The sequence below is a fragment of the Nocardia yamanashiensis NBRC 100130 genome (genome assembly GCF_001613325.1).
Taxonomy (GTDB): Bacteria; Actinomycetota; Actinomycetes; order Mycobacteriales; family Mycobacteriaceae; genus Nocardia; species Nocardia yamanashiensis.
Window position 1 is genome coordinate 35,465 of the sequence record NZ_BDCD01000022.1, and the last position, 24,936, is coordinate 60,400.

The following is a 24,936-nucleotide window of genomic DNA, read 5'->3' on the forward strand; positions in this document are numbered from 1 at the left end:
CTTCAGCAGCCGGTCGCGATGAGTTTGGTCTCGGTGTATTCCTCGAAGCCGAGGACGCCCATTTCCCGGCCGATGCCGGACTGCTTGTAACCGCCGAAAGGTGCGTCGGCCGAATACCAGATGCCGCCGTTCACGCTGAGCGTGCCGGTGCGCACGCCCTCCACCACGGCGCGCAGCCGCTCGGTGTCGGCGCCCCACACCGATCCGGACAGGCCGTAGGGGGAGTCGTTGGCGATGCGCACGGCATCGGCGTCGCCGTCATGCGGCATCACCACGAGCACCGGCCCGAAGATCTCCTCCTGGGCCACGGTGGAGCTGTTGTCCAGTCCCGCGATGAGCGTCGGCTCGACGAACCAGCCGCCGAGCCCATCCGGCCGCCCGCCGCCGGTGACGATGGTGCCGCCCTCCGCGCGCGCGATCTCCAGGTAGCGTTCGACGCGCGCCCGCTGCCGCTCGGAAATCAAAGGCCCGCAGACGGTTCCGGGCTCGGACGGATCGCCCGGCTTGATATTGGCCAGGGTCCGCGCCGCCGCCTGCACGGCTTCGTCGTAGCGCGCCCGCGGCACCAGCAGCCGGGTGCTGATCGCACACCCCTGTCCCGCATGCACGCACACCCCGAACGCCGCGTAGCTCGCCGCCGCCGCGATATCCGCGTCGTCCAGCACGATGAACGCCGATTTGCCGCCCAGTTCCAGGAACACCTTCTTCAAAGACGCTGCGGCAGCGCTCATCACGGCCCGCCCGGTCTGCGTGGACCCGGTGAACGACACCATGTCCACCCGCGGATCGGTGACCAGCTGCGCGCCCAGTCCGTGATCGTCGGAGGTGACGATATTGACCACCCCGGCCGGGATATCGGTCTCCTCGGCGATGATCCGCCCCACCGCCGCCGCGCACCACGGCGTATCGGGTGCGGGCTTGAGCACCACCGTGGTGCCCGCCGCCAGCGCCGGCCCGAGCTTGGCGAAATTGATCTGGTGCGGGAAGTTCCAGGGCGTGATCGCCCCCACCACCCCGATGGGCTCGCGCCGCACCCGCCGGCTGCTCTTGATGCCCATGGGCGAGGCGATGCCGAGATCGGTTTCCCACGAATAGTTTTCGGCCAGGTCCGCGAAATAGCCGAGGTCCCCGACCGGCCCTTCCAGCTGCGGCCCGGCGGTCAGCATGCGCGGCGCGCCGGCCTCGGCGATGGTGATCTCGCGCAGTTCCTCGATATGCCCGCGCAGCGCGTCCCGCAGCTGCCGCAGGCACGCGGCCCGGAATCCGGGATCGCGGGACCAGCTCGTCTCGTCGAAGGCGGTGCGGGCGGCGGCGATGGCCGCGTCCATATCGGCGGCGTCGGCGTCGGCGGCATACCCGAGCACTGCTCCGGTGGCCGGATTCGACGTGGTGAACACACCGTCGCCGCCGGGTACGAGTTTGCCTCCGATCAGCAGTCCCGACCCGCCGTCAGGGATGAGATCGTTCGGGCTCATCGGTAGCTCCCATGCTGTCCGGACACGTGTACGGACTATAAGTTCGGAGCTTCCGGACGCGCAAGAACATGTTTCAGAATGGCGCTGCTGCGCCGCCCCGCCGCAATCCAAATTCCGCATTCCATTGTCAGCTCAGCGCACCGCTAGTACCGTACAGACACGTGTCCAGCCGCGTGTCCTTCGCGGCTGCCCGCCGTTCGTCAGAGCCGATGAACGCGTTACCGAATACGAGGTGCCGAGACGATGACCGCAGCCTCCGTCGAGCCGCTGCTCTTCGACCCCTACGACTACCGCGTGCACGACGACCCGTACCCGGTCTATCAGCGCCTGCGCGCCGAGCAGCCGGTGTATTACAATCCCGACCTGGATTTCTGGGCGCTCTCGCGGCACGCCGACGTGGCCGCGGGCTTCCGCGACAATGTGCGGCTCTCCAGCGCCAACGGGGTGTCCCTGGACCCGGCCGCCTGGGGCCCGCACGCGCATCGCACCATGTCCTTCCTGGCCATGGACGATCCCGCGCATCTGCGGCTGCGCAAGCTCGTCTATCAGGGTTTCACCCCGCGCCGGGTCACCGAGATGCACGAGCGCATTCGCGAGATCACCCTGCACTATCTCGAACCCGCCTTGGCCAGTGGCGATTTCGACTGGATCGACGACGTGGCGGGCAAGGTCCCCATGGACGTCATCTCCGAACTGCTCGGCGTCCCCGAGGCCGATCGCGCCGAACTGCGCCGCATGGCCGATCTGCTGGTGCACCGCGAGGACGGCGTGCTGGACGTGCCGGTGGCGGCCATGGAAGCCGCGATCCACCTGATGGGCTACTACCACGAGATGATCGCCGAACGCCGCCGCAAGCCGACGGCCGATCTGACCTCGGCGCTGCTGGAGGCCGAAGCCGACGGGGACCGCCTCGCCGACGAGGAGATCCTCGGCTTCATGTTCCTGATGGTGGTGGCGGGCAACGAGACCACCACCAAACTGCTGGGCAATTCGCTGTATTGGGCCGGACGGTATCCCGAGCAGTACGCCAAGGTGGCGGCGCATCCGGAACTGGTGGACGACTGGGTGGAGGAGACGCTGCGCTTCGACGCCTCCAGCCAGATCCTGGCCCGCACGGCCGCCGAGGACCTGGAGTACTACGGCCGCACTATTCCGCAGGGCTCGAAGGTGCTGCTGCTCGTCGGCTCCGCCAATCGCGATGCCGCGGTCTTCCACGAACCCGACCGCTACGACATCGAACGCGGCGACAAGGGCGGGCTGATCAGCTTCGGGCGGGGCGTGCACTTCTGCCTCGGCGCGCACCTGGCGCGGCTGGAGGCGTCGGTGGTGCTGCGCGAATTCGCGGATCGGGTAAAGGATTACGGCCTGCGGGAAACCGGTAGCGAGCGCGTGCACTCGGTGAACGTGCGCGGCTTCGCGAAACTCCCGGTCGCGGTGGAGGTCCGGTAATGCCGCGCTTCGAACCGCATCCGGCCCGGCGGCCGGTCCTCATCGCGGGCGCGTCCTCCGGGATCGGCGCCGCCACCGCCATCGCCCTGGCCGAACTCGGGCATCCGGTGGCGCTGGGCGCGCGCCGGGTGGAGATCTGCGAAACCATGGCCGAGAAGATCCGCGCCGACGGCGGCGAGGCGTTCGCGCACCGGCTGGACGTCACCGACAACACCTCGGTCGACGAGTTCGTCACCGCTGCCGAAAACGCCCTGGGCGCATGCGAAATCGTCGTTTCCGGTGCGGGCGACCTCGAGTTCGGGTCAGGCTGGGCCATGGACCCGGAGCTGTTCGCGAGCCAGATCGATGTGCATCTGACCGGTGCGCAGCGGCTCGCGCACCGGGTGCTGCCCGGCATGGTGGAGCGGCAGCGCGGCGATTTCGTCTTCATCGGCTCCGATTGCGCCGACCGGGTACGCCCGTTCGCCGGCGCCTACAACGCGGCCAAGACCGGGCTGGAAGCCTATGCGCGGCAATTGCGCATGGAACTCGAGGGCACCGGCGTGCGCTCCTCCATCGTCCGTCCCGGCCAGACCCTGACCGGCATGGGCATGCAGGCGAAACCCGAAGTGGTGGGCCCCATGCTGGAGGAATGGGTGAAGTGGGGTTTCGCCCGCCACCCCTACTTCCTGCGCGCCGCCGATATCGCCGCCGCGGTGGCCGCCGTCGTATCCACCCCGCGCGGAGCGCATCTGGTGCTCATCGAGGTGCAGCCGGAAGCCCCGCTGCGTCCGCGCGACGAACCGGGGGAGGAGCCGTGAGGCTCGTCGTCGATCTCGATCTCTGCCAGGGGCACGCCGTCTGCCAGGACGAAGCGCCCGCACTCTTCCAGGTCCCCAAGACCGGGCAGGTGGAAATCCTGCGCGCCGATCCCGGGACCGATCTCGAGGCCGCCCGCCTCGCCGTCCGCTACTGCCCCACCCAGGCGCTGTCGCTGGTCGACGACAGCTCCGAAGAGCGAAGGTGACGTCAAATGTCCTGGTCCCGTGACGAACTCGACGAAATGATCCGCCGCTGGGTGGAGGAGAACCGCGACTGCGAAGCGCTCGGTGACTGGAAGCCGCTGGCGCACTTCTACACCGAGGACGCCACCTACGGCTGGAACTACGGCCCGCAGCAGGAGTTCATGGCCGTCGGACGTGACGAGATCCGCGATATCGCGCTCGGTCAGGAGATGTTCGGCCTCGAAGGCTGGACCTACCCATACCAGGAGTTCGTGGTCGACGAACGCAGTGGCAGCGTCATCGGATTCTGGAAGCAGATCAACGAGAAACACCGCCCCGACGGCCGCCCGTACAGCCCGGAAGGCATCGGCGGCAGCTGGTTCCGCTACGCGGGCGACTTCCAATGGTCCTGGCAGCGCGACTTCTTCGACTTCGGCAATGTGACAGCGCTTTTCGTCGAGATGATGACCGACAACGCGCTCTCGCCGGGCATGCAGAAGCGTATCGAGCGCTCGGTGTCCGGGCAGCCCCTGGCCGGCTGGTACCCGACCGGGAAGGGGCCGGTACCGCAGTGGTGACGAGCCGATACGCGGCGCTGGGCCGCGCCGAACTCGCGGTGCTGGTGCCCGAACTGCTGCTGTGCGGGCATCTCATCGACCGGTCCGGGATGGCGCATGTGATCGCCGCGCTCGGGCGGGAGGGCATGACCGAGGTGGCCATCGACGAATGGCTGCTGGCCAGTCCGGTCTACACCCGGCGCATGCGAAAAGCCCTGGGCATCACCGGGGACGGGGTGGACGCCATCTTCAAGGGCTTCCAGCTCGATATCGGCGCGCCGCCGCAGTTCATGGACTTCCGGTACCGGGTGCACGATCACGATCACGGGGAATTCCATCTCGATCACTGCGGCGCGCTCGCCGATGTGGAGCCGATGGGGGAGGAGTTCGTGGTGGCCATGTGCCATCACATCGAGGACCCGACCTTCGACGGCAGCGCGCTGGCGACGAACCCGCACGCGCGGGTGCGGCCGGTGCATCGGCCGCCGCGGGTGCCTTCGGACCGGAAACCGGTGTGCGCGTGGACGGTCGTCATCGATCCGTCGCATGAACCGCCCGAGCCGATCGCCACCGCCCACCTGGTCGCCGGCAGCCAGGCCGCCGGGGTGGCGCTGGACCCGATCGTGCCCGAAGGGGAAGGGCTGCACGACTATTCGGGTCCGCTGCTGAACGACCTGCGCTTCACGGACTTCTCCCGCTCGGCGCTGATCCGGATGGCTGACGAGGTGTGCCTGCAACACCATCTGCTCGCGCTGGGATTCCGGTGCGCGGTCGAGGCACGCACCGACGCGGCCCTGGACATCGTGCGCAAACAGTTCACCGGTATCGCCGGGCTGACCTCCGAAAGGCTCTGCAAGGCACTGGGTCTCGGCGACGATGCGGCCGCGCTGGCGAAGGTGCTGCGCCTGCATCCGGCGCTCAATCCGGCCGCCTACCTCGATATCGAGGTGGCCACCGAGACCAGCGGCGGCGAGCAGATCGTGGAACTGCGCATCGGCCGCGCCTGCGCCGGCGGGGACGACAACGCCTGGCCGATGCTGCTCGACGCCGACCATCTCGAACCCCTCGACGCCCTGGTGCGCGGCGTGAACCCGCGCTTCCGCAGTCGCGTCCGGGAGGCGGCGGAGTGCGCGCTGACCGTCGAGATCGGCCTGGCCGAGCGGGCTTTCCCGGAAGCCGTCGAGGTCGCCATCACCCGCTTCAGCACCGGGGCCGCCTTCACCTTCACCGATCGAGGCATCCCCCTGCCGCTCACCGTCCGGTAGCCAGAAAGCGAGCAGCCATGGCCAGCAATTTCGCGGACCTCTACGAACACGCCGCCGACGCCGTCCCCGATCGGCTCGCCGTGATCGAGGACGAGCGCCGGCTCACCTTCGCCGAACTCGACACCCGCGCGAACCGGCTCGCGCACCATCTGGCCGGTGCGGGCGCGGGCCCCGGCACCCATATCGGCTTCCACATGCACAACGGCATCGAAACCCTGGAAACCCTGCTGGGCTGCTTCAAGATTCGCGCCGTGCCGGTCAATATCAACTACCGGTATCAGGCCGAGGAACTGCGCTACGTCTACGACAATGCCGACCTCGAGATGGTGGTGCATCACCGCTGCTACGCCCCGCTCATCGAAGCGGTGCGCCCGCAGCTCCCGAAACTGCGGCACGCCCTGGTGGTCGAGGACGGCGACGACTCCGGCAGCGCTTCGACGCCGTACGAGAAAGCGCTCGAAAACGCCTCCCCGGAGCGGGATTTCGGCCCGCGCAGCGCCGACGACCTGTTCATCATGTACACCGGCGGCACCACCGGCCTGCCCAAGGGCGTGATGTGGCGGCAGGAGGACATGTGGCGGGTGCTCGGCGGCGGCATCGACTTCTACACCGGCGAACCCGTCGCCGACGAATACCAGCAATCCCGCGCCGGCGCGCAGAACCAGCCGTTGCGCTGGTTCGTGCTGCCGCCGCTCATTCACGCCGCCGCCATGATGCCGACCTTCACCGCGCTCTGGTCGGGGAACACCGTGCTGTTCGAACCGCGCTTCGAACCCGCGCGCATCTGGCAGGCGGTGGCGCGCGAGCGGGCGAACATCCTCGTCATCACCGGTGACGCGATCGCTCGCCCGCTCGTGGACGCCTTCCGCGCCGCACCGGTGGACGCCTCCTCGCTGTTCTCCATCGGTTCGGGGGCGGCGCAATTGACGCAGCCGGTGAAGAACGCGCTGCTGGAACTGTTCCCGAACGTGCTGCTCACCGAATCCATCGGATCCTCCGAAACCGGCTTCGGCGGTATCGGATTCGCGGCCAAGGACGACGATCCGGCGCGCGGGCCGCGGGTGAACACCGGTCGCGGCGCGCTCGTGGTGGACGATGCCGGGCAGCCGGTCGCGCCCGGCGGGGAGGGCTGGGTGGCCAAGACCGGCAATGTGCCGATCGGGTACTACAAGGATCCGGTAAAGACCGAGCAGCTGTTCCGCACGGTGGACGGGGTGCGCATGGTCATCACCGACGATCGGGCGCGGGTCGAGGCGGACGGCTCTGTGACGCTCATCGGGCGCGGGAACATGGTCGTCAACACCGGCGGCGAGAAGGTGTTCCCGGAAGAGGTCGAGGCCGTTCTCAAAGCGCACGACGACGTGTACGACGCGATCGTGATCGGGGTGCCGCACGAGCGCTGGGGACACCAGGTGGCGGCGGTGATCTCGGCGGCGGGCGACGGCATCGACTTCGCCGCGCTGGACCGTCATGTGCGCGCCCACCTCGCCGGATACAAGGCGCCGCGCCGCATCTGGGTCGCGGACGTGGTCGCCCGCACGCCCAGCGGCAAGCCCGACTATCGCTGGGCCAAGGCGTACGCGGCGGCCCGCGAACCCGATCACGAGGCGTAATAACCCGTTCTGGAATTTCCCTCCAGCCCGGCACCCGTTCAACGGGTTTCCTGGGCCGAAACGACTACGAGAATTATGGGAACCTGTTCTAATTTGGAAATGGCAGCGGCACATTCGGTACTCGGCGAGCAAGTACGTATGCCGGTCGAGATCCGGCATGCCGACGCCGCCTCCGCGCTCTTCCTGGTCGATGCGGCGGCCGCGGCCGAGCTGCTGGACGGCACCGGGCTGGAACCGCTGAAGGTGCTGCCCGGCAAGGCCGTGCTCTCACTCGCTTTCGTCCGCTACGTGGACGGCGACCTCGGGCCCTACCACGAGTTCGCCTTCTCGCTCATGGCCCGCCAGCCCGGCCGGCGCAACAGCACCGGGGCCTACATTCACTGGCTGCCGGTGAACCAGAGCTTCACCTGCGAAGCGGGACAATCGATTTGGGGCTTCCCCAAGCTCATGGCCGACATCGACATAACGCCCGGCGGGCGTTGTGAGGTGCGGGTGGACGGGCAATTCGTCATCGGGCTGCGGATAGGTGACGGATTGCCCGTTCCGGGCAGTGCGGGCGGGGCGTCCATCGACGCCTACACCGCGCGCAACGGTCTGCTGCGGCGCACACCCTGGATCATGAACCCCGCCAAGGTGCGCATGCGGCCCGGCGGCGCCCGGGTGGAGCTCGGCGATCACCCCGTCGCCGATCAGCTGCGCGCGCTCGGCCTGCCCAAGGCCGCGCTGTTCTCCAGCCGGATCGGTGCGCTCGCAATGACCTTCGAGGACGCCGCCACCGTCCTGCAGACCCGGGAGGCCCGATGACCCAGACCGTTCTCGTCACCGGCGCGGCCAGCGGCATGGGCCGCATCGTCGCGCAGCGCATGGCCGCGGCGGGACATCGGGTGGCCGCCGTCGACCTGAATGCCGAAGGGCTGGCGGCCACCGCCGCCCGCTCGCCGAACATGCACACCTACACCTGCGACGTATCCGATCCGGAACAGGTCGCGGCGGTGGTGGACAAGGTGCGCGCCGAGCTCGGGGCCATCGAACAGCTGGTGCACGCGGCCGGTATGGCGCACGTGCACGGCAGCGCGCTCGATCACGATGTGCGCCAGATCAAGAAGATGATCGACGTCAACTACCTGGGCACGGTCAATCTCTGCCAGGCCGTCATCCCCGCCATGAAAGCGGCGAGCCGCGGCACCGTGGTGCTGTTCGCCTCGCTCGCGGGCTGGCTGCCCTCGCCCGGACTGGCCGGGTACTCGGCGTCCAAGTTCGCGGTCATCGGATTCGCCGACAGCCTCTCCTACGAACTCGACGGCACCGGCGTGCGGCTGCTCACCCTGTGCCCGCCCATGGTGGAGACGGCCTTCCTCGACAAGGTCCGCGCGGAGAACGCCAGCGTGCTCGGCGGCAGCGGCGGGGTGTCACCGGAATCCATCATCGATGCGCTGGAAAAGGCGCTCGCCAAACCGAAGACGCCGCTCTTCGTCTTCCCCGGCCAGGCCCGTCCCGCCTATCTGATGCGCCGCTTCCTGCCCGGCGTGGCCCGTTTCATCGTCAAGAAGTCGATCCACCCCACCGACTGACGATCCCCAGCTTGGGCGTCGGCACGTGCTCCGATCGACGCCCAAACCCCGGCGCTGGGCAACCGAGGCTCTGCGGTTGCCCAGCGCCGAACATCCGGCCGTCCGCCGGAAAATCAGTGGCGGGAAAGTTCCCTGACCGGGCACGATGTCTGTTCTGCACTACTCGAACACGATTCGAGAGGGGACGGATGAAATCCCGCGCGCCCGCGATCATGCTGGTACTGCGCTATTACGGCCGGGAAATGGCGAGGCGGAAAGGCCTCACCGCCACGGCCCTGTTGTCACCCGCGATCGGCAATACCTGCCAGCTCTACGTGGCGCCGCTGCTGGTCGCCGTCGTGGTCGGCAAGGTGGCCGGCACCGGTGACTCGAGTTTCGGCACGCTCGCGCCCTACGTTCTCGCCTTCGGCGGCCTGCTGCTGGTCGCCGAGGTGTTCTGGCGCATCGGCATTCACTGCCTGAACCGGCTCGACGCCTACGGCATCGAACACCTCTACATCGAGGCCATGGACGAACTGCTCGCCAAGGACGCGGCGTTCTTCCACGACAATTTCGCCGGCTCGCTCACCAAGCGGTCGCTGAGCTTCGCGGCGCGCTTCGAGGAGTTCGTCGACACCTTCGCCTTCGAAATCCTCGCGGCCCTGGTGCCTTTGACGTTCGCGTCGGTGGTGCTGTGGCGCTACGACCCGATGCTGGTGGTGGTGCTGCTCGGCATGCTGGTGGCGACCGCGTTCGTCATCGCGCCGCTCATCCAGCGCCGGCAGAAACTCGTCGACGATCGCGAGGCCGCCATCGCGCTGGTCTCCGGGCACGTCGCCGACAGCCTCTCCAATATGCAGGTGGTGCGCGCCTTCGCCGCCGAACCCCAAGAGGCGGAGGAACATCGGCGCCGGGTCGCCGAATCGCGCCGCAAATCCCTGCTCTCCTGGGATTACGCCAACCTGCGCATCGACACCGTGGTGACGCCGCTGGTCGTGGTCACCAATATGGTCGGCCTGGTCATCGCGCTGGGTATCGGCGGCGGTCACGCCAGCGTGGAGGTGATCATCGTGGCGTTCACCTACTACTGGAACGCCACCGGCATCATGTTCCGCTTCAACCAGATCTACCGCCGCCTGGAATCCACCCTCACCGAAGCCGCCCAGTTCACCGACCTGCTCATCGACAAGCCCACCGTCGTAGACGTCGCCGAACCGGAACCCCTGCGGCCCAAGGGCTCCGCCATCCACTTCGACCACGTCACCTTCGCGCACGCGGGCGCGTCCCGCCTGTTCGACGGCCTCGACCTGTACGTCCCCAGCGGCGCCAAATTCGGCCTGGTCGGCCGCTCCGGCGGCGGCAAAACCACCATCACGCAGTTACTCCTGCGCATGATGGACATCCAGGACGGCCACATCCGCATCGGCGGCCAGGACATCGCCCGCCTCCGCCAAGCCGACCTGCGCAGCCAGCTCTCCTACGTCCCCCAAGACCCCGCCATGTTCCACCGCTCCCTCCGCGACAACATCCGCTTCGCCCGCCCCGAAGCCACCGACGAGGAAATAGTCCGCGCCGCCAAAGCCGCCCACGTCACCGAATTCGCCGAAGGCCTACCCCAGGGCCTCGACACCCTCATCGGCGAACGCGGCGTCAAACTCTCCGGCGGCCAACGCCAGCGCGTAGCCCTGGCCCGGGCCATCCTCCGCGACGCCCCCATCCTCCTATTGGACGAGGCCACCTCGGCACTGGACTCGGAAAGCGAACTGCTTGTCCAGCAGGCGCTTTGGGAGCTGATGGAAGGCCGCACGGCACTGGTGGTAGCCCACCGTCTGAGCACCGTAGCGGGCATGGACCAGCTGGTGGTGCTGGACCGCGGCCGCATCGTGGAACAGGGCAGCCACGACGAATTGCTCAATGCCGAAGGCGCTTACGCGCAATTGTGGCGGCATCAGTCGGGTGGGTTCCTGGGCGAGGAGGTCGGGGCGCGCTGACGGACCTGCCGCAGATGGGCAGGACCTCACCTCGCGAAGGTCGCCTTGGGCGACACCGTGATGACATCGAGCTGGCGAATCAGCTCCGGAGGGACCTGTCCATCCGGGAAGTGTGCGGTGCTCGGAACTATGACGGCTTCCGCGCCGAGTCTGGTGGCTTGCGAACGCAGTCGCGCCAATGGGGGTCTGCCGGTGCGCGGGTCGTGGATGAGCATTCCCGAGAAGTCGTAACCGAGCTGAACGGCGAGGTTGCGGATGCAGGTTTCGTCCCAGAGTTGGCCGATACCCGAGACGTCGGTCCGCAGGTAGCCCAGGGCGGTGGGCTTGTAGCGCATTTCGGGCTCCTGGGTTCGTTCGTCGGATGGCAGGTGGGATTCCAGATAGAAGCCGGTGGCCGCGGGTTCCCCCTCGCGGTCGCGGAGGTCCAACATGCCGCCGGGAAAACTCGCGAGCCTTGTTCGCCAGGTCATCTCGGCTCCATTCAGTGACGGTCAACTAGTTCAGCTAGCGTATACGCAGTTGTGTATACGCACAATGGATTGTGTGGAGTATGCGTATACCCATCTGCGTATACTGACCATGGTTGTCATTTTTGCCGTGCGATCCGGAGGAGTTCTCCTCATGTCAGAACCCCAATACGTCGTAATAGCAGGCGATTTCGCTCGGCGGATCCGCACTGGCGAGCTGCCGGCGGGGACGCAATTGCCGAGCTTCTCCGAGCTGGCGGCGCGGCACGGAGTTTCGGACATCGTGATCCGGCGCGCCATCAAGCTGCTGATCAGTCAGGGTTTGGCGCGGACGGTCGAGCGCCGGGGCACGTTCGTCTCCGCCCGTCCCAATCTTGTTCGCGTTTCACCGGAACGGCAGTTGGAGAGCGCGGAGGATACGTTCGCAAACGAATCCGACCGAGATGTTCTGGTTCACAGGGAGACTCACCGTAGTGCCGCCGGAGCGGAGATCGCGGAAGCGCTCGGAATCGACGAGGGAGTGGAGGTAACCCATGTGATCACCCGAGCTTCGGAGGATGGCCGGGCGATCTCGATCTCGGACTCTTATCAACCGCTGGGTGTCGAAGGCACCTCGACTGCGGCGTTCTTGGAGGAGACCGTCGCGGACCGCATGCCGGATCCGTCGCATGCGGACTGGCTGGGTGTCTCGCCGGGCGACCTGGTCAAGACCGTCCGGCAACGCTTCCTGGGGAGCGATGATCGAGTTCTGATGGTGTCGAACGTGTCGTATCCACTGGATCGGTACGACGCGTTCGTGTTTCGAATGGCGCTGAATACCGACGATCAGAGCTCGGGTTAGCGCCGTACCCAGATCTGCGCGACATCACTGAGGTTCCACCACGAAACGTACTGTGAATCCTGGGATTCCAGTCGCCACCGAGTGTCCAGAGCTTCGAAGAAGGCGTCGTCACCAGTCTTGCCGCCCTTCGGCTCACCGATGAAGACCACGCGATCGCCGTCAGCTTTCTCGTAAGCGGCCAAGGCCTCCGAAGCCATTGGGTTTCCCCAACCCGGAGGCCAGCAGAGGAACAGCGCGTGCTCCTCGATATGCGCTGTGCGAGTGGCGTATTCGGTGAGATCACCGACGCCGCACCAGGTATCAGGTTGGCCTGCGGCGCCAGGGAAGGACAGGTTCTCCGCCGCGTCCGGAGGTTCGGAGTCGTAGGCGTCGACGCTGCATCCGAGGGCGGCAAGCTGGGCTGCCCAATAGCCTCGACCTGCACCGAGTTCGACGATCGGCACTCCATCGCAACAGTCCGCGATCCAATTCAGCGTTTCCGGTGACGGGATGGCGTACGCGTAGACCGATTGCAGGATGGTCTGGGCATAGCCGAGTCGCGCGCTACCGGAGGCGCGCCCACCGTTGACGACACGACGGCCATCGTGCGCGGCTACCGAGGGGCCGACGATGTCCCAGTAGGGGTTTCCGGTAGGCGACGCCCCACCGGTCAGATAGTTCACGAATCGCAGATCGAACGCGGCGTCGGCCTGTGGATCTCCGGTTCCCGGCAAGCGGGGAGCGGTGTCCAGATAGTCCGCGACCTTCGGATATTCGGTGCGGAGACGATGCTCATCGGCCAGTAGTGCGCCCAGCTCGTCTCGACGTCCAGCGGTCAGTCCGGAATCCGTCATGCTCTCGATTCTCGCCGCACCCGGAATGTTCCGGCGCGTTTTCACCGCTCTCCGATCCGCCGAAAACGAACGACCCCGGCCGACTCGGCCGGGGTCGTTGCATCGGAACGGATTTCAGCCCAGGTGCAGGCGGCGCATGAGGCGCAGGGTCACCAGTGTCGATTTGAGCTGCTTCTCGTACGGCATGCCGGCGCGGGCGGCCATGATCTGCTTCTTCTGCACGCCGACATTGATGGTGTCGGTGTACTTGAGCAGGCCCGCCGCGCCGTGGCGGGTGCCGACGCCGGACTGCTTGACGCCGCCCGACGGGGTGCCCTTGGCGGCGTAGCTGGTCACGAAACCATCGTTGATATTGATGGCCCCGGCCTCGACCCGCTCCGCGAGTTTGGTTGCGCGGTCGATGTTTCCGGTCCAGATGCTGGCGTTGAGGCCGTAGGCGGTGTCGTTGGCGAGGGCGATCGCCTCGTCTTCGGTCTTGTACTTGTAGATGCTGACTACGGGGCCGAAGGTTTCCATGGTGGCGTGCGCCATGTCCTTGGTGACGCCGGTGAGCACGGTGGGCTCGAAGAAGGCGGGGCCGATGTCGGGGCGGGGGTTGCCGCCGGTGACGACGGTCGCGCCCTTCTCGCGGGCCTCGTCGACGTGGGAGGCGACGCGCTTCATGTGGTCGACCGAGACCAGGGAACCCATTTCGGGATCGAAGTCGTAGGTAGCGCCCATCTTCGAACCGAGTTCCTCTGCGGCGGCGACGAATCGGCGCAGGTATTCGTCGTAGATGCGCTCCTGCACGTAGATCCGCTCGATGTGCATGCACGCCTGGCCGGTATTGCCGAACACGGCGAAGATGGCCGACGGGATGGCCTCGTCGAGGTTCACGTCGTCCAGCACGATCATCGGGTTCTTGCCGCCCAGTTCCAGGCTGCACCCGATGAGATTGCGACCCGACTGCTCGCCGATGGTGCGCCCGGTCGCGGTCGAACCGGTGAACATGACGAAGTCGACATTGTCGATGAGGGTCGGGCCGACGTCCGGGCCCATGCCGGTGACGACCTGCACCAGACCGCGCGGCAGGCCCGCCTGATGCAGCAGCTCGATGCCGTACAGCGTGCACAGCGCGGTCTTGTTGTCCGGCTTCATGACCACGCCGTTGCCCGCGATCAGCGCCGGCGTCGAATCGGACATGGAGATGGCGAACGGGAAGTTCCACGGCGCGATCACCGCGACGACGCCCTTGGGGCGGTGCTCCTCGGTGGAGCTGGTGATGATCGGCATCGGCCCGCTGCGCTTCTTGGGCTTGAGCGTCTTGGCCGCGGTCTTGAGGTAGTGGGCGATGACCATCGGGGTATCGCACGCCTCTTCGATGGCCATGCGACGCGCCTTGCCGCAGCCGATCTGAATCAGGTCGGCAATGGTCTCGATCTCGGAGAGAATGAGTTCGTGGGCGCGTTCGAAGACGGCGAGCCGCTGCTCGAGTGGACGAGCGGCCCATTCCTTCTGGGCGGCGCGCGAGATCTCGACGGCCTTGGCGACATCTTCGGGCGAGGACTGCGGCAGGTAGCCGACCACATCGCCGGTGTAGACCTCGATCATTTCGAACGGGTCGCGGGCCTCGCCCGCCTTGCCCGCGGTCACCATGGCGGTCAGCCGGTTGATGAGGGATTCCGTGACGCGGGGCGGCAGCTTCGCCCGGGAGCCGCTCTGCGTGCTCGTTGTGCTCATGGTCGTCGTCTCTCCATTACTTGCCGCCCGTGACGGCGGTCACCATGATCCAAACTAGAACACGTTATTGTTCAGGACAACGGTGCGGGGTAGTTTCGTCCCCGAATCCCAGGATTGGCCACGTGGAAGGACAGGTCGGCGATGACCGCTGCGACTGCTGAAACAAGTAGCAACACCGAGGCTCACGCTCTCGTCGAGAAGCGTGGCGCGACGCTGATCGTGACCATGAACCGCCCCGAGCGCAAGAACGCGCTCACCGGCGAGATGCTCGCGATCATGGCCGACGCCTGGGACCAGGTCGACGCGGATCCGGAGATCCGGTCCTGCATCCTCACCGGTGCCGGCGGGGCGTTCTGTGCGGGCGCGGACCTGAAGAACATGAACAACCGCGGCGCGGCCGAGGGCATGAAGGCGGGCAGCGCCTTCGATCCCACCCGCATGCCCGGCCTGCTCAAGGGCCGTCGCCTGACCAAGCCGCTGATCGCCGCGGTCGAGGGCGCGGCCATCGCCGGCGGCACCGAGATCCTGCAGGGCACCGATATCCGCATCGCGGGCGAGAGCGCCAAGTTCGGCATCTCCGAGGCCAAGTGGAGCCTGTTCCCGATGGGCGGATCAGCGGTGCGGCTGCCGCGCCAGATTCCGTACACCGTGGCGGCGGACCTGCTGCTGACCGGACGGCACATCAAGGCGGCCGAGGCCAAGGAGTACGGGCTGATCGGGCACGTGGTGCCGGACGGGACCGCGCTGGACAAGGCCCTCGAAATCGCCGAGCTGATCAATAACAATGGGCCGCTCGCGGTTCAGGCGATCCTGAAGGTGATTCGCGATACCGAGGGGCTGCACGAGGAAGAGGCGTTCAAGATCGACGCCAAGGTGGGTCTGCCCGTGTTCCTGAGCGATGACGCGAAGGAGGGGCCGCGCGCCTTCGCCGAGAAGCGGAAGCCGAACTTCCAAGGGAAGTAAGGGAAGTGGGGGTTTCACCCCCACACCCCCGAAGAGGGGTTGCGGGGGCAGCCGCCCCCGCAACCCGGCGCCGCTGCAATCAGTCAGACCTTGACCGGCCGAAGGGCTTCGGGCGTCAGGTCTTTCAGGGTCGGATAGCCGTCGACCGCCATGATGAGATCGGCTTCGGCGAGCAGGCTGCGCAGGACGTGCACGATGCCGTCCTCGCCGCCGAGTGCGAGGCCGTACGCGTACGGGCGGCCGATGCCGACCGCGGACGCGCCGAGTGCCAGTGCTTTGATGATGTCCGCGCCGGAGCGGACTCCGGAGTCGAAGAGCACCGGCAGGCCGTCGGCCGCTTCGATCACGCCGGGGAGCATATCGAGGGCGGGGAGACCGCCATTGGCTTGCCGCCCACCGTGATTCGAGCAGTAGATGCCGTCCACGCCCAAGTCGCGGGCGCGGCGGGCGTCATCGGGATGACCGATGCCCTTCACGATCAACGGCAGCGTGGTCAGCGAACGCAGCCAGGGCAGATCGTCCCAGGTGAGCGGGTTGCCGAAGAGCTGGATCCAGCGCAGGATCGCCGATTGCGGATCCTGTTCGGGCGATTGCGCGAGACCGGCGCGGAAGACCGGGTCGGTGAAGTAGTTGGCGAGGCAGTGGCCGCGCAGCTGGGGGAAGTTGCCGGTGGACAGATCGCGGGGGCGCCAGCCGGTGATCCAGGTGTCGAGAGTGACGACGATGCCCTTGTAGCCCGCCTTCTCCGCGCGCGATACGAGCGAAGCGGCCAGGTCGCGATCGGTGGGGGTGTAGAGCTGGAAAAAGCCTGGGGTGTCGCCGAATTCGGCGGCGACGTCTTCCAGGGGGTCTTCCATGAGCGTCGAGGCCACCATCGGCACCCCGGTGCGTGCCGCTGCGCGCGCGGTGGCGAGGTCGCCGCGGCCATCGCGGTCACAGAGGGCGATCACACCGACGGGAGCCATGAAAACCGGTGCAGCCCATGTGCTTCCGAACAGCTCCACTGACAGGTCGCGCTCCTTCGCGCCGACGAACATGCGCGGCATCAGCCCCCACTGATCGAAGGCGGCGACGTTCGCGCGCTGCGTCCGCTCATCACCCGCGCCACCGGCGACATACGACCAGATCGACGGCGGCAGCGCCGTCTCGGCACGCGCGGCCAGTTCGGCGAAACTCACCGGCCATTTCGGGATCACGCCACGCAGGCCATTGAAGTAAATCTCGTTCTGATAGTCGCCGTACGCCATGACGCCGCTGTCTCCCTCTCGTGGATGGCTGCTCCGACAATCGTGAAATACTGGCCATCGAATGCACCTGAATCGCAGGATGTGATCGTGGAGGCGCTCAATATGCAGGATTCCGCCGAGCTGCTCAATGAGGACGACCTGGCGCTGATCAATGCCCTGCAATTGCGCCCTCGCGCCTCCTGGACCGAACTCGGCGGCGTCCTGGATGTTGATCCGGTGACCGTGGCACGGCGCTGGCAGCGGCTCAGCGATTGTGGCGAAGCCTGGGTGTGCGTCTCACCCGGCCCCGCGCTGTTCGATCTCTGCTGCGCCGCCTTCATCGAGATCGACTGCGCCGCTGGCGAAACCGATGCCGTCGTCCGCGCACTGGCCCGGCACCCGCAAATGCTCACCCTCGAACGCTCCGGCGGCAGCGACCGCATCCTCGCCACCGTCGCCACCCGCGATTTCACCCAGCTCTCCCGCTACACCCTCGACGTACTGCCGACCCTGCCCCACCTCGCCGCCGTCCGGACCAGGATTGTCACGCACTGGTTCGCCGAGGGCGGCAGCTGGCGCATCGACGCCCTCGCCCCAGGTCAGCGCAGCCAACTCCGTACCCCCGTGCCGCCGGCCGCGCCCCGCCCCGAGCGCCGGACCTTCGACGATGTGGACCGCGCGATCGTCACCCATCTGGCCCACGACGGCCGCTCCACCCACAGCGCCATCGCCACGGCGGTGGGCACCAGCGGTTCGACGGTGAAACGCCGCATCGACGAACTCACCCGTCTGGGCCTACTCGGCTTCCGCTGCGATTTCGCCCGCCCGCTCGGCGGCTGGCCGGTGGCGGTCACCTTCTGGGCGACCGCCCCCGCCGCCGCCCTGCCCGAGATCGGCTACGCCCTGATCCGCCTGCCACAGACCAGGAACTGCGCCGCCGTCAGCGGCACCCACAATCTCGTGGTCCAAGCCAACCTGCATTCGGTGGCCGAGGTCTCCCGCTTCGAAAGCCAGCTGGCAGCAATCCATCCCGACTTGGTAGTCGCTGAACGCACCATCACGCTCCGGCACGAGAAGCTACTCGGCCGCGTGCTCGATGAGTTCGGCCGTACTCGCGCCGTGGTACCACCGGATATCTGGGCCGAGGTGTAACCAGCGAACTCGTCGGGCTGATTTCCGATTTGTCCAATTACTCTGCTTGCCAAGCATTTTCGGTGGTAAACCGGAGATCGGACGTGCGATAACCTCGGCTGTCCGGCGTGTTGCCGGTGGGTGGGCAACGTGTCGGCCCGGGATGGCGATGGGTGGCTCGTGCAGGGGAAAACGGTGGTTGGCGGGTTCGGGCTGGAGTCGGTCACGGTGGTGGATGTCGAGACGTCCGGGTTGAGTTCGGGGACGGATCGGGTGCTGTCGGTGGCGGCGTTGGTGTTGGACGCTGATGGGGGTGTGGCGGAGGAGTTCTATTCGCTGGTGGATCCCGGATGTGATCCGGGGCCGGTGCATGTGCACGGGCTGACGCGGGAGAAGCTGCGGGGCGCACCGGAATTCGGGGAAGTGCGCAGGCGGCTGGCCGGGTTCCTCGAAGGGCGGGTGATGGTGGCGCACAATGCGCGGTTCGACTACGACTTTCTGGCACGGGAATTCGGGCGGGTGGGGGCGGTGCTGCCGGTTTCGTCGCGGTTGTGCACGTTGGCGTTGGCGCGGCGGGTCGCGCCGCCGACGGCGGACTACAAATTGGGGAGTTTGGCCGCGCATTACGGGATTCGGCAGGTGCGGGCGCATGATGCGCTCGATGACACGCGCGTGCTGGCGGGGGTGTTGCGTGGGCTGATCGGGGATGCGGCTCGGTTGGGGGTGATGCCGCCATTGCTGGAATGTCCGCCGAAGGACGCCAATCGGCATTTGTGGCGGGGGAAGACGAAGGCGCCGTGCGGGTTTGCCTATCCGGGGCGGTTGGAGCCGGGTGGCGTGCTGGTACGGGGAATGAAGGTCGCTTTCACGGGGGAAACGGGGATCGACCGGAACGAATTGGTGGATCGGGCGGAGGCGGCGGGGCTCGATGTGACGGGGAATGTGAGCCGGTTGACGAGTCTGCTGGTGACCAATCATCCCGGGTCGGGTTCCGGTAAAGCGGTGAAGGCACGGCAGCACGGGACGCCGATCGTGAGTGAATCGCGATTTCTGGAACTGCTCGCGGATGTCGGACCGGGGGTGCGGAAAGGGGATGCCGGACAGCGGGATTCGAAGCCGCGAAAAGCGGCGGTTGGCGCGGCGGACGGCCCGTTGAGCGGTCGGCGGGTGCTGGTGCTCGGCGGCACGCATGAGCAGGCGGCGCAAACGCGGCGGCGAATAACCGAACTCGGGGGATCGTCGGCGGTGAACATGTCCGCCGGGGTCACCGATGTGCTCGCGCTTCCGGGTGCGGAGAATGATCCGCGGTGGAAGAAAGCGGCCGATATCGGGCTTCCGGTGTGGGGGCTCGAATTGCTGGATTCCGCCGGTGATCCCGAGCCTCCGACGAACCAGGCGTCAGCAATGCACAGCACCTCCGGCGAAAGTCCCCGCGAGACGGTCGTTCTCGAACGCGGGCAGGTCGTGGACCTGCCGGTCGCGACCCACGGCTCCGATTGGACCGTGCGCGCCACCTGGCCGCAGCACGGCACCGCCGAGGTCGATCTGGTGGCGTTCCTGGTGGACGGGCAGGACCGGGTGGCCGGGGATTCCGATTTCGTGTTCTACAACCAGCCCGAAACCCGGGGCGCGCGACTGACCGTGGACGGGCCCAGCGAGCAGGCCGTCAGCGTCGATCTGGAGGACCTACCGGGGCATTGCCGGCGCATTGTGATCGCGGCGGCGCTCGCCGATCCGGAGCGTCGATTCGGCGATGTCGGCGCCATCGAAATCGAAGTCGAACCGCGGCCGCAAGCGGGTGTCTTCGCCCGCGCCACACTGGATGCCGCCACCGAGGAACGCACGCTGCTGCTGGCCGAACTGTATCCACGCGACGAGGATTGGCGATTGCGCGCCGTCGGCCAGGGATATCCCACCGGCCTGGCCGCACTGGCTCGACATTACGGCGTAGAAGTGGATGACTGAATCGGTCGTCGTATCGGTCATTGCCGGTGTTGTCCAACACAATTCAGCGGTACGGGCATAACGCCGTCCGGACTTGATTCGCCGACTCCGATCGGATACAAATTGGTTCGTTGTAATTCGCAATGCTTAATCGTTCTGCGCGCGATGACAATTCCGCGCGCAGGGGGGTCGGGAGGATAGGAAAAATCATGCGTCGCACTATCGGCAACTTCGGTCGTAAGGCTCTCATCGCGGCACTGCCGCTGGCCGTCGCGGTGACCTTCGCGGGTGCCGGCACGGCCACCGCCGAGGCCCCCGCCGTCGCCCCGCAGACCGTCGTGGTCGCGGATATCGCGCAGCCCGTCGCCCCCGTGGCCGTGCAGCCGGCCGCCATCGTCACCGCGGAGGAGATCGCCACCAATCCGAATGCGGCCAACCATGATCCGCTCGGCAATGGCGCGGCCGCCGGCGCGATCGTCGGCGCCGCGTTCGGCGCCGTCATGTGCGCCCTGCCGATCGTCACCATTCCGCTGATCCCGCTCTGCATTATCGGCCCGGCGTTCCAGGGCGCCCTGGTCGGCCTGATCGTCGGCGCGGTCGCCCCGGATGTCATTCCGCAGGTGCTGCCCTGATCCCTCGGGCATAAAGAATCCGATACCGGCGGTCGAATCCAATTCGGCCGCCGGTTTTCGTTTCAGCGGAGCCCGGAAACGAGGAAAGGCCCCGACCAATGGCCAGGGCCTTTCAGCTGTGTCTCAACCAACACGTCGGGGTGACAGGATTTGAACCTGCGACCTCTTCGTCCCGAACGAAGCGCGCTACCAAGCTGCGCCACACCCCGTGAAGTGAACGTGAAGTAGCTTAGCGCACGGTCGGCGGAACAGTTAAATCGGCTGGTCAGATGCCCTAAAGCAGCCGAAAAGTGGCCAGTAGGCGGCGTCCGAAATCCCGGTCCACGGCCCGATCCACGCCGGTGTCGGCGGCGATGGTCAGGACCAGCGAGCCGGTCCCGCCGGACACCGCGAAGGTGTAGATCGAGTAGGTCTTGGCGCAGCTGGGATCGGGCGGGGTGAAGGCCCCCGAGGTCTCCACGAACGTGCCGTGCAGGGTGTCGTCGGAGGAGCTGAACGATTCGGGAGCGCCCGAATTCAGCGTGGTGAGGGTTTCCCAGCCCAGTTTGGCCATGCGCTTGCCGATATCGGTGGCCGCGGCCGCCGGATCGGACAGCGTGCTGGTGCTCAGGAACATATTGCTGCGCACGAAGTTCGGGCAGTAGTTCACGCCCTCCTGCGCCAGGCCCGCGACCGAGATCCGGTCGGCGCCGCTGCCCCAGCCGTCCGCCGTCTGATCGATGGTCCAGTCGGACGGCACATCCCAGGCCGCCTGGACGCCCGTCGGCACCACCACCTGATAGCCGGGGATGCGCGGCGACTGACTCGACGACGGCGTGGTGGTCGCGGCACTGCTGCGCGGCTTGGAAGTGGTGGTGGCGGCGACCGACGTCGAGGTGGCGGGCAGCGCGCCGGTCCCGGAATCCCGGGTCACCAGCACCACCGCGACCACCGCGACGAGCGCCACCACGAGCGCCCCGATCCCGGCGTACAACCACACCCGGTTCCTGTCGCTCGGCGGCGGCCCGTAACCACCCCCGTAGGGCGGCTGTGCGCCCTGATGCGGGGACGGACCGGTCTGATAGGGGTTCGGGCCCGTCGGGAACGGATTCGCGCCCGACGGTGCGGAATTCGGGGCCTGCTGCGGATTACCGCCCACCGCATACGGATTCGGCCCGGTCGCCGGATTCCCTGGATACGGCTGCACCGGCGGCCCGAACCCCGGCGGCTGCACCGGATGCGGCCGCGAGTCCCATTGCGATCCCGGCGCCGGCGCCCCCTGCCACCAGTTGGCGGTCTGATCCTCACTGCCGGGTTCCGGTTTCCGGTCGTCGAATCCACTGGTCATCGTCGGACCCCCTGTCGGACGAGTCGAGCTCCCGCCCGTCCGCCGCTACATGGGGCGGAGGCTGGCGAGAATCTTCTTCGCGAGCGTTTTGTCTACCGCTTTGTCGACCCCAGTATCCGCGACGATCGTGAAAACGTAAGAGCCCTGCGAAGTGGAGAACGCGAAGGTGTAGATCGAGTAGGTGGACGCGCACCCCGCCGCCGGCGCCGGCGCACTGCCGGTGAGCTCGACGAACATTCCGGACAGCTTGCCGTCGGAGGTCGAGAACTGCTCCGACGCACCGGGTTTCGCGCCCGTCGAGTTCGCGTAGCCGATCTTCGCCATGCGCGCGCCGACATCCGCCGCGGCCTTCGAGAGATCGGACTCGTCCGAGTCGGTCACGAAGGCGGTGGTGCGGGTGTAACCCGTGCAGTAGTCCACGCCTTCCTCGGACAGGCCGAAGGCGACGATCTGATCGGTGCCCGTCCCGAACGCCCCGGTGCCGGACTTGTCGATCTGCCAATCCTTCGGAATGTCGTATGCCGCTTCGAATTCCGGGATCGTCACGGTCTGGTACCCGGGGATCACCGGCGTCGGTGTGCCCGACTTGGTGGCCGACGGCTTGGGTGTGGTGGACGGTTTGCCCGAGGCCGGCGACTTCTCCGTGGTCAGCGCGCTCACCAGCGACGGCGTCGTATTCGATTGCGCGGAAGGATCATTCGAATTGTTGACCAGCGCCACCGCGACGATCGCGATCACGATGGCCAGCACCAGCCCGCCGATCCCGGCGAACAGCCAGACCTTGCGCTTACCCCCGCCCGGGGGCTGCTGATACCCGCCGCCGTACCCCGGCTGCCCGTAACCCGGTTGCCCCGCATACGGCACCGGCCCCGGCTGATACGGCTGCTGCCCCGTGAATTGCACGGTCGGATCCGGACCCGGCTGACCCGGGAACTGCTGCGTCGGATTCGGCCCGGACGGCTGGAACTGCCGGGTCGGATCCGCCGACCCGTACGGCCCGCCCGGGAACGGCGCGGTCGGCTGATAACCCTGCTGCCACCCCGGATCCGGTTGCGGCGCACCGTAACCCGCCGGCGGACCGTCCTGGGTCGGCTGCGCCGGATTCGACCACGCCGAATCCGGCGCCGGGGCACCCTGCCACCAGTTCGGATCGGGCCCCGCGCCCGCACCCTCGTTCCGCTCGTTCCCACTGGACACGACTAGCTCCCCTGACTGACGACTACGTACCGCGTTGTATATCGCGGTACGAGCTCAACGCGCGACAGCCTCCGACGACGCGGTCCGTCCCCGACCCGATTCCGTGGCCGGCTTCTTGGGCGGGGCGCCGACCAAGGTCAGCAGCGTCGCCTCCGGACGGCAGCAGAAGCGGTACGGCGCCCACGGCGAGGTGCCGATACCGGCCGAGACGTGCAGGCGGGTATGGGCTCCCCAGCGCGAGGCGCCCTTCACCCGCGAGCGATCGATACCGCAATTGGTGACCAGCGCGCCGAAGCCCGGCAGCACCAGCTGGCCGCCGTGCGTATGCCCGGCCATCACCAGGTCGTAGCCGTCGGCCGCGAACCGGTCCAGTACCCGCGGCTCGGGGGAGTGGGTGAGGCCGATGCTCAAGTCCGCCAGCGGGTTCGGCGAACCGGCGACGGTGTCGTAGCGGTCGCGCCGCAGGTGCGGATCGTCCACGCCCGCGGTCGAGATCTTCACCCCGGAGACCTCGATATCGCGGCGCACATGGGTCAGATCCAGCCAGCCGCGCTCGGTGAACGCCGCGCGCAGGTCCTGCCAGGGCAGCGGATCGCCGAAGACGCGCTTGTGGTTCTTGTCGAAGTACTTGAGCGGGTTCTTCGGCACCGGCGCGAAATAGTCGTTGCTGCCGAAAACGAAAATGCCGGGGCGGCCGAGCAATCCGCCCAGCGACTGCACCACCGAAGGCACCGCCTTCTGATGCGAGAGATTGTCGCCGGTGTTCACCACGAGGTCCGGTTCCAGGCGATCCAGTTCGCGCAACCAGGCCTGTTTCAACTGCTGGCCGGGCATCATGTGCAGGTCGGAGATGTGCAGGACGCGCAGGGACGGTTTTCCGGGTTCCAGTACCGGCAGGGTCGCTTCGCGCAGCGTGAACATGTTGCGTTCGATCAGCGAGGCGTATCCGATACCGGCGACCGCGGCCCCAGCGGCTCCGAGTGCGGCGCGGGTGAGGGCGGAGGTCGAGATTACGGGCATTTGCCCAGAATAGGCGACCCAAGGGAGAAACATCGAGTCATATGAGCTGCGATACGCCGGACTCTCCGGGCGCTCCGCGCGGACTCGCCCCGGGGCCCGCCGGAACCGACACCGCGAAAAAGACGTGCGAGCGTGCCGGGGTCGGGCGGTAGCGTGTGGCGCATGTCGGAACTCAAATCGAAGCTGCGTTCGGACCTCACCGCCGCGATGAAGGCCAAGGACGTGCTGCGCCTCAATACGCTGCGCATGCTGCTGGCCGCTGTCCAGACCGCTGAGGTCGCCGGATCGACCGCGCGGGAGCTCAGCGACGCCGAGGTGATCGCCGTGCTCTCGAAGGAGTCGAAGAAGCGCAACGAAGCCGCCGTCGTCTACGAGCAGGCCGGACGCGGTGAGCTCGCCGCCAACGAGCGCGCCGAAGAGCAGATCATCGACGAGTACCTGCCGACGCCGCTGACTGATGCCGAGGTCGCGGACATCGCCGACACCGCCATCGCGGATGTGGCCGAGCAGATCGGCGAGCGGCCCGGCATGAAGCAGATGGGTCAGGTCATGAAGATCGCCACCGCGCTGGCCGCCGGGCGCGCGGACGGTTCGCGAGTTTCGGCCGCCGTCAAAGCCCGACTCTGACGGCTGTCAGAGCTACGCCCTATTAATACGAAACGCCCGGAGTGACTGACTCGCTCCGGGCGTTTCGTATTGCGTAAGGCGACTCCGGCATCGCGGATCGAAAACGGCCCCGCGCTTGAGAGCGCG

At 67.2% G+C, this 24,936-nt stretch carries 23 protein-coding genes and 1 tRNA gene; 15 read left to right on the forward strand and 9 right to left on the reverse strand.

The window, feature by feature from the left end; translation table 11 throughout:
• Positions 1-2: 2 nt before the first annotated feature.
• Positions 3-1,475, reverse strand: a complete 1,473-nt coding sequence (locus tag NY1_RS25690; protein ID WP_067718500.1) for an aldehyde dehydrogenase — start codon at positions 1,473-1,475, stop codon at positions 3-5.
• Between the two features lie 243 nt (positions 1,476-1,718).
• Here NY1_RS25690 and NY1_RS25695 point away from each other — a divergent pair, with 243 nt between their 5' ends.
• The 9 genes from NY1_RS25695 (at position 1,719) to NY1_RS25735 (ending at position 10,883) form a co-directional block, all read left to right on the forward strand.
• Positions 1,719-2,924 (forward strand): cytochrome P450, encoded by a 1,206-nt coding sequence (locus tag NY1_RS25695; protein WP_067718503.1) that lies wholly within the window; start codon positions 1,719-1,721, stop codon positions 2,922-2,924.
• A complete protein-coding gene (locus NY1_RS25700; protein ID WP_067718506.1) occupies positions 2,924-3,724 on the forward strand; it encodes an SDR family oxidoreductase in 801 nt (266 codons plus the stop codon). The genes NY1_RS25695 and NY1_RS25700 overlap by 1 nt, the downstream gene beginning before the upstream one ends.
• Positions 3,721-3,930 (forward strand): ferredoxin, encoded by a 210-nt coding sequence (locus NY1_RS25705; RefSeq protein ID WP_067718509.1) that lies wholly within the window; start codon positions 3,721-3,723, stop codon positions 3,928-3,930. The genes NY1_RS25700 and NY1_RS25705 overlap by 4 nt, the downstream gene beginning before the upstream one ends.
• 6 nt (positions 3,931-3,936) lie before the next feature.
• Positions 3,937-4,485, forward strand: a complete 549-nt coding sequence (locus NY1_RS25710; protein WP_067718512.1) for a nuclear transport factor 2-like protein — start codon at positions 3,937-3,939, stop codon at positions 4,483-4,485.
• Entirely contained in the window at positions 4,479-5,729 is a 1,251-nt protein-coding gene (locus NY1_RS25715) for a hypothetical protein (RefSeq protein WP_067718514.1), read from the forward strand. Before NY1_RS25710 ends, NY1_RS25715 begins: the two co-directional genes overlap by 7 nt.
• Positions 5,730-5,746: 17 nt before the next feature.
• A complete protein-coding gene (locus NY1_RS25720) occupies positions 5,747-7,342 on the forward strand; it encodes an acyl-CoA synthetase (RefSeq protein ID WP_067718517.1) in 1,596 nt (531 codons plus the stop codon).
• A 99-nt stretch (positions 7,343-7,441) separates the two neighbouring features.
• Positions 7,442-8,146, forward strand: a complete 705-nt coding sequence (locus tag NY1_RS25725; RefSeq protein WP_067718521.1) for an acetoacetate decarboxylase family protein — start codon at positions 7,442-7,444, stop codon at positions 8,144-8,146.
• Positions 8,143-8,913 carry an SDR family NAD(P)-dependent oxidoreductase gene (locus tag NY1_RS25730; protein WP_067718524.1) on the forward strand — a complete coding sequence of 257 codons (771 nt, stop codon included), beginning with the start codon at positions 8,143-8,145 and terminating at the stop codon, positions 8,911-8,913. Before NY1_RS25725 ends, NY1_RS25730 begins: the two co-directional genes overlap by 4 nt.
• A gap of 188 nt (positions 8,914-9,101) precedes the next feature.
• Positions 9,102-10,883, forward strand: a complete 1,782-nt coding sequence (locus NY1_RS25735) for an ABC transporter ATP-binding protein (protein WP_233434482.1) — start codon at positions 9,102-9,104, stop codon at positions 10,881-10,883.
• A 26-nt stretch (positions 10,884-10,909) separates the two neighbouring features.
• Here the strand turns inward: NY1_RS25735 and NY1_RS25740 are convergent, their stop codons facing one another.
• Positions 10,910-11,353, reverse strand: a complete 444-nt coding sequence (locus NY1_RS25740) for a hypothetical protein (RefSeq protein WP_233434483.1) — start codon at positions 11,351-11,353, stop codon at positions 10,910-10,912.
• 151 nt (positions 11,354-11,504) lie between these two features.
• On the opposite strand from NY1_RS25740, the gene NY1_RS25745 reads away from it, so the two are divergent.
• Positions 11,505-12,191, forward strand: coding sequence for a GntR family transcriptional regulator (locus NY1_RS25745; RefSeq protein WP_067718526.1), 687 nt, complete (start codon positions 11,505-11,507; stop codon positions 12,189-12,191).
• Here the strand turns inward: NY1_RS25745 and NY1_RS25750 are convergent.
• Together NY1_RS25750 and NY1_RS25755 are read right to left on the reverse strand one after the other, a co-directional pair.
• Positions 12,188-13,024 (reverse strand): hypothetical protein, encoded by an 837-nt coding sequence (locus NY1_RS25750; protein WP_067718529.1) that lies wholly within the window; start codon positions 13,022-13,024, stop codon positions 12,188-12,190. The two genes, NY1_RS25745 and NY1_RS25750, sit on opposite strands and share 4 nt — an antisense overlap.
• Positions 13,025-13,138: 114 nt before the next feature.
• On the reverse strand, positions 13,139-14,743 hold the full coding sequence (locus NY1_RS25755; protein ID WP_067718533.1) for a succinic semialdehyde dehydrogenase: 1,605 nt from the start codon (positions 14,741-14,743) through the stop codon (positions 13,139-13,141).
• Positions 14,744-14,884: 141 nt separating this feature from the next.
• Between NY1_RS25755 and NY1_RS25760 the strand changes: the two genes are divergently transcribed.
• Positions 14,885-15,706: a crotonase/enoyl-CoA hydratase family protein gene (locus NY1_RS25760; RefSeq protein WP_067718536.1), complete on the forward strand. Its 822-nt coding sequence runs from the start codon at positions 14,885-14,887 to the stop codon at positions 15,704-15,706.
• An 83-nt stretch (positions 15,707-15,789) separates the two neighbouring features.
• Here NY1_RS25760 and NY1_RS25765 read toward each other — a convergent pair whose 3' ends face one another.
• Positions 15,790-16,953 carry an alpha-hydroxy-acid oxidizing protein gene (locus tag NY1_RS25765; RefSeq protein ID WP_067718539.1) on the reverse strand — a complete coding sequence of 388 codons (1,164 nt, stop codon included), beginning with the start codon at positions 16,951-16,953 and terminating at the stop codon, positions 15,790-15,792.
• A gap of 87 nt (positions 16,954-17,040) precedes the next feature.
• Here NY1_RS25765 and NY1_RS25770 point away from each other — a divergent pair, with 87 nt between their 5' ends.
• The 3 genes from NY1_RS25770 to NY1_RS25780 all read left to right on the forward strand — a co-directional run bounded on the left by NY1_RS25770 (position 17,041) and on the right by NY1_RS25780 (position 20,639).
• Entirely contained in the window at positions 17,041-18,084 is a 1,044-nt protein-coding gene (locus NY1_RS25770; protein ID WP_218028424.1) for an Lrp/AsnC family transcriptional regulator, read from the forward strand.
• 174 nt (positions 18,085-18,258) lie between these two features.
• A complete protein-coding gene (locus NY1_RS25775; RefSeq protein ID WP_233434484.1) occupies positions 18,259-20,028 on the forward strand; it encodes a TerD family protein in 1,770 nt (589 codons plus the stop codon).
• A gap of 188 nt (positions 20,029-20,216) precedes the next feature.
• The gene (locus NY1_RS25780) at positions 20,217-20,639 is read left to right on the forward strand and encodes a hypothetical protein (RefSeq protein WP_067718542.1); all 423 of its coding nucleotides are present in this window, start codon (positions 20,217-20,219) and stop codon (positions 20,637-20,639) included.
• 135 nt (positions 20,640-20,774) lie between these two features.
• Here the strand turns inward: NY1_RS25780 and NY1_RS25785 are convergent.
• From NY1_RS25785 to NY1_RS25800, 4 genes are all read right to left on the reverse strand, one after another.
• Positions 20,775-20,848 (reverse strand) — tRNA-Pro (locus tag NY1_RS25785).
• 65 nt (positions 20,849-20,913) lie between these two features.
• Complete coding sequence (locus NY1_RS25790; protein ID WP_067718545.1) at positions 20,914-21,966, reverse strand: DUF8017 domain-containing protein; 1,053 nt, start codon at positions 21,964-21,966, stop codon at positions 20,914-20,916.
• A gap of 45 nt (positions 21,967-22,011) precedes the next feature.
• Positions 22,012-23,163 carry a DUF8017 domain-containing protein gene (locus NY1_RS25795; RefSeq protein ID WP_067718548.1) on the reverse strand — a complete coding sequence of 384 codons (1,152 nt, stop codon included), beginning with the start codon at positions 23,161-23,163 and terminating at the stop codon, positions 22,012-22,014.
• 54 nt (positions 23,164-23,217) lie between these two features.
• A complete protein-coding gene (locus tag NY1_RS25800) occupies positions 23,218-24,183 on the reverse strand; it encodes a metallophosphoesterase (RefSeq protein WP_067718550.1) in 966 nt (321 codons plus the stop codon).
• Positions 24,184-24,345: 162 nt separating this feature from the next.
• Between NY1_RS25800 and NY1_RS25805 the strand changes: the two genes are divergently transcribed.
• Entirely contained in the window at positions 24,346-24,810 is a 465-nt protein-coding gene (locus tag NY1_RS25805) for a GatB/YqeY domain-containing protein (protein WP_067718553.1), read from the forward strand.
• Positions 24,811-24,936 lie beyond the last annotated feature (126 nt).

What these genes read in the sequence shown, in the direction of transcription:
- NY1_RS25690 (WP_067718500.1), bottom strand. Translation starts at nt 1,475, where the DNA reads ATGAGCCCGAACGATCTCATCCCTGACGGCGGGTCGGGACTGCTGATC.
- NY1_RS25695 (WP_067718503.1), top strand. Translation starts at nt 1,719, where the DNA reads ATGACCGCAGCCTCCGTCGAGCCGCTGCTCTTCGACCCCTACGACTAC.
- NY1_RS25700 (WP_067718506.1), top strand. Translation starts at nt 2,924, where the DNA reads ATGCCGCGCTTCGAACCGCATCCGGCCCGGCGGCCGGTCCTCATCGCG.
- NY1_RS25710 (WP_067718512.1), top strand. Translation starts at nt 3,937, where the DNA reads ATGTCCTGGTCCCGTGACGAACTCGACGAAATGATCCGCCGCTGGGTG.
- NY1_RS25720 (WP_067718517.1), top strand. Translation starts at nt 5,747, where the DNA reads ATGGCCAGCAATTTCGCGGACCTCTACGAACACGCCGCCGACGCCGTC.
- NY1_RS25725 (WP_067718521.1), top strand. Translation starts at nt 7,442, where the DNA reads ATGGCAGCGGCACATTCGGTACTCGGCGAGCAAGTACGTATGCCGGTC.
- NY1_RS25730 (WP_067718524.1), top strand. Translation starts at nt 8,143, where the DNA reads ATGACCCAGACCGTTCTCGTCACCGGCGCGGCCAGCGGCATGGGCCGC.
- NY1_RS25735 (WP_233434482.1), top strand. Translation starts at nt 9,102, where the DNA reads ATGAAATCCCGCGCGCCCGCGATCATGCTGGTACTGCGCTATTACGGC.
- NY1_RS25740 (WP_233434483.1), bottom strand. Translation starts at nt 11,353, where the DNA reads ATGACCTGGCGAACAAGGCTCGCGAGTTTTCCCGGCGGCATGTTGGAC.
- NY1_RS25745 (WP_067718526.1), top strand. Translation starts at nt 11,505, where the DNA reads ATGTCAGAACCCCAATACGTCGTAATAGCAGGCGATTTCGCTCGGCGG.
- NY1_RS25750 (WP_067718529.1), bottom strand. Translation starts at nt 13,024, where the DNA reads ATGACGGATTCCGGACTGACCGCTGGACGTCGAGACGAGCTGGGCGCA.
- NY1_RS25755 (WP_067718533.1), bottom strand. Translation starts at nt 14,743, where the DNA reads ATGAGCACAACGAGCACGCAGAGCGGCTCCCGGGCGAAGCTGCCGCCC.
- NY1_RS25760 (WP_067718536.1), top strand. Translation starts at nt 14,885, where the DNA reads ATGACCGCTGCGACTGCTGAAACAAGTAGCAACACCGAGGCTCACGCT.
- NY1_RS25765 (WP_067718539.1), bottom strand. Translation starts at nt 16,953, where the DNA reads ATGGCGTACGGCGACTATCAGAACGAGATTTACTTCAATGGCCTGCGT.
- NY1_RS25780 (WP_067718542.1), top strand. Translation starts at nt 20,217, where the DNA reads ATGCGTCGCACTATCGGCAACTTCGGTCGTAAGGCTCTCATCGCGGCA.
- NY1_RS25790 (WP_067718545.1), bottom strand. Translation starts at nt 21,966, where the DNA reads ATGACCAGTGGATTCGACGACCGGAAACCGGAACCCGGCAGTGAGGAT.
- NY1_RS25800 (WP_067718550.1), bottom strand. Translation starts at nt 24,183, where the DNA reads ATGCCCGTAATCTCGACCTCCGCCCTCACCCGCGCCGCACTCGGAGCC.
- NY1_RS25805 (WP_067718553.1), top strand. Translation starts at nt 24,346, where the DNA reads ATGTCGGAACTCAAATCGAAGCTGCGTTCGGACCTCACCGCCGCGATG.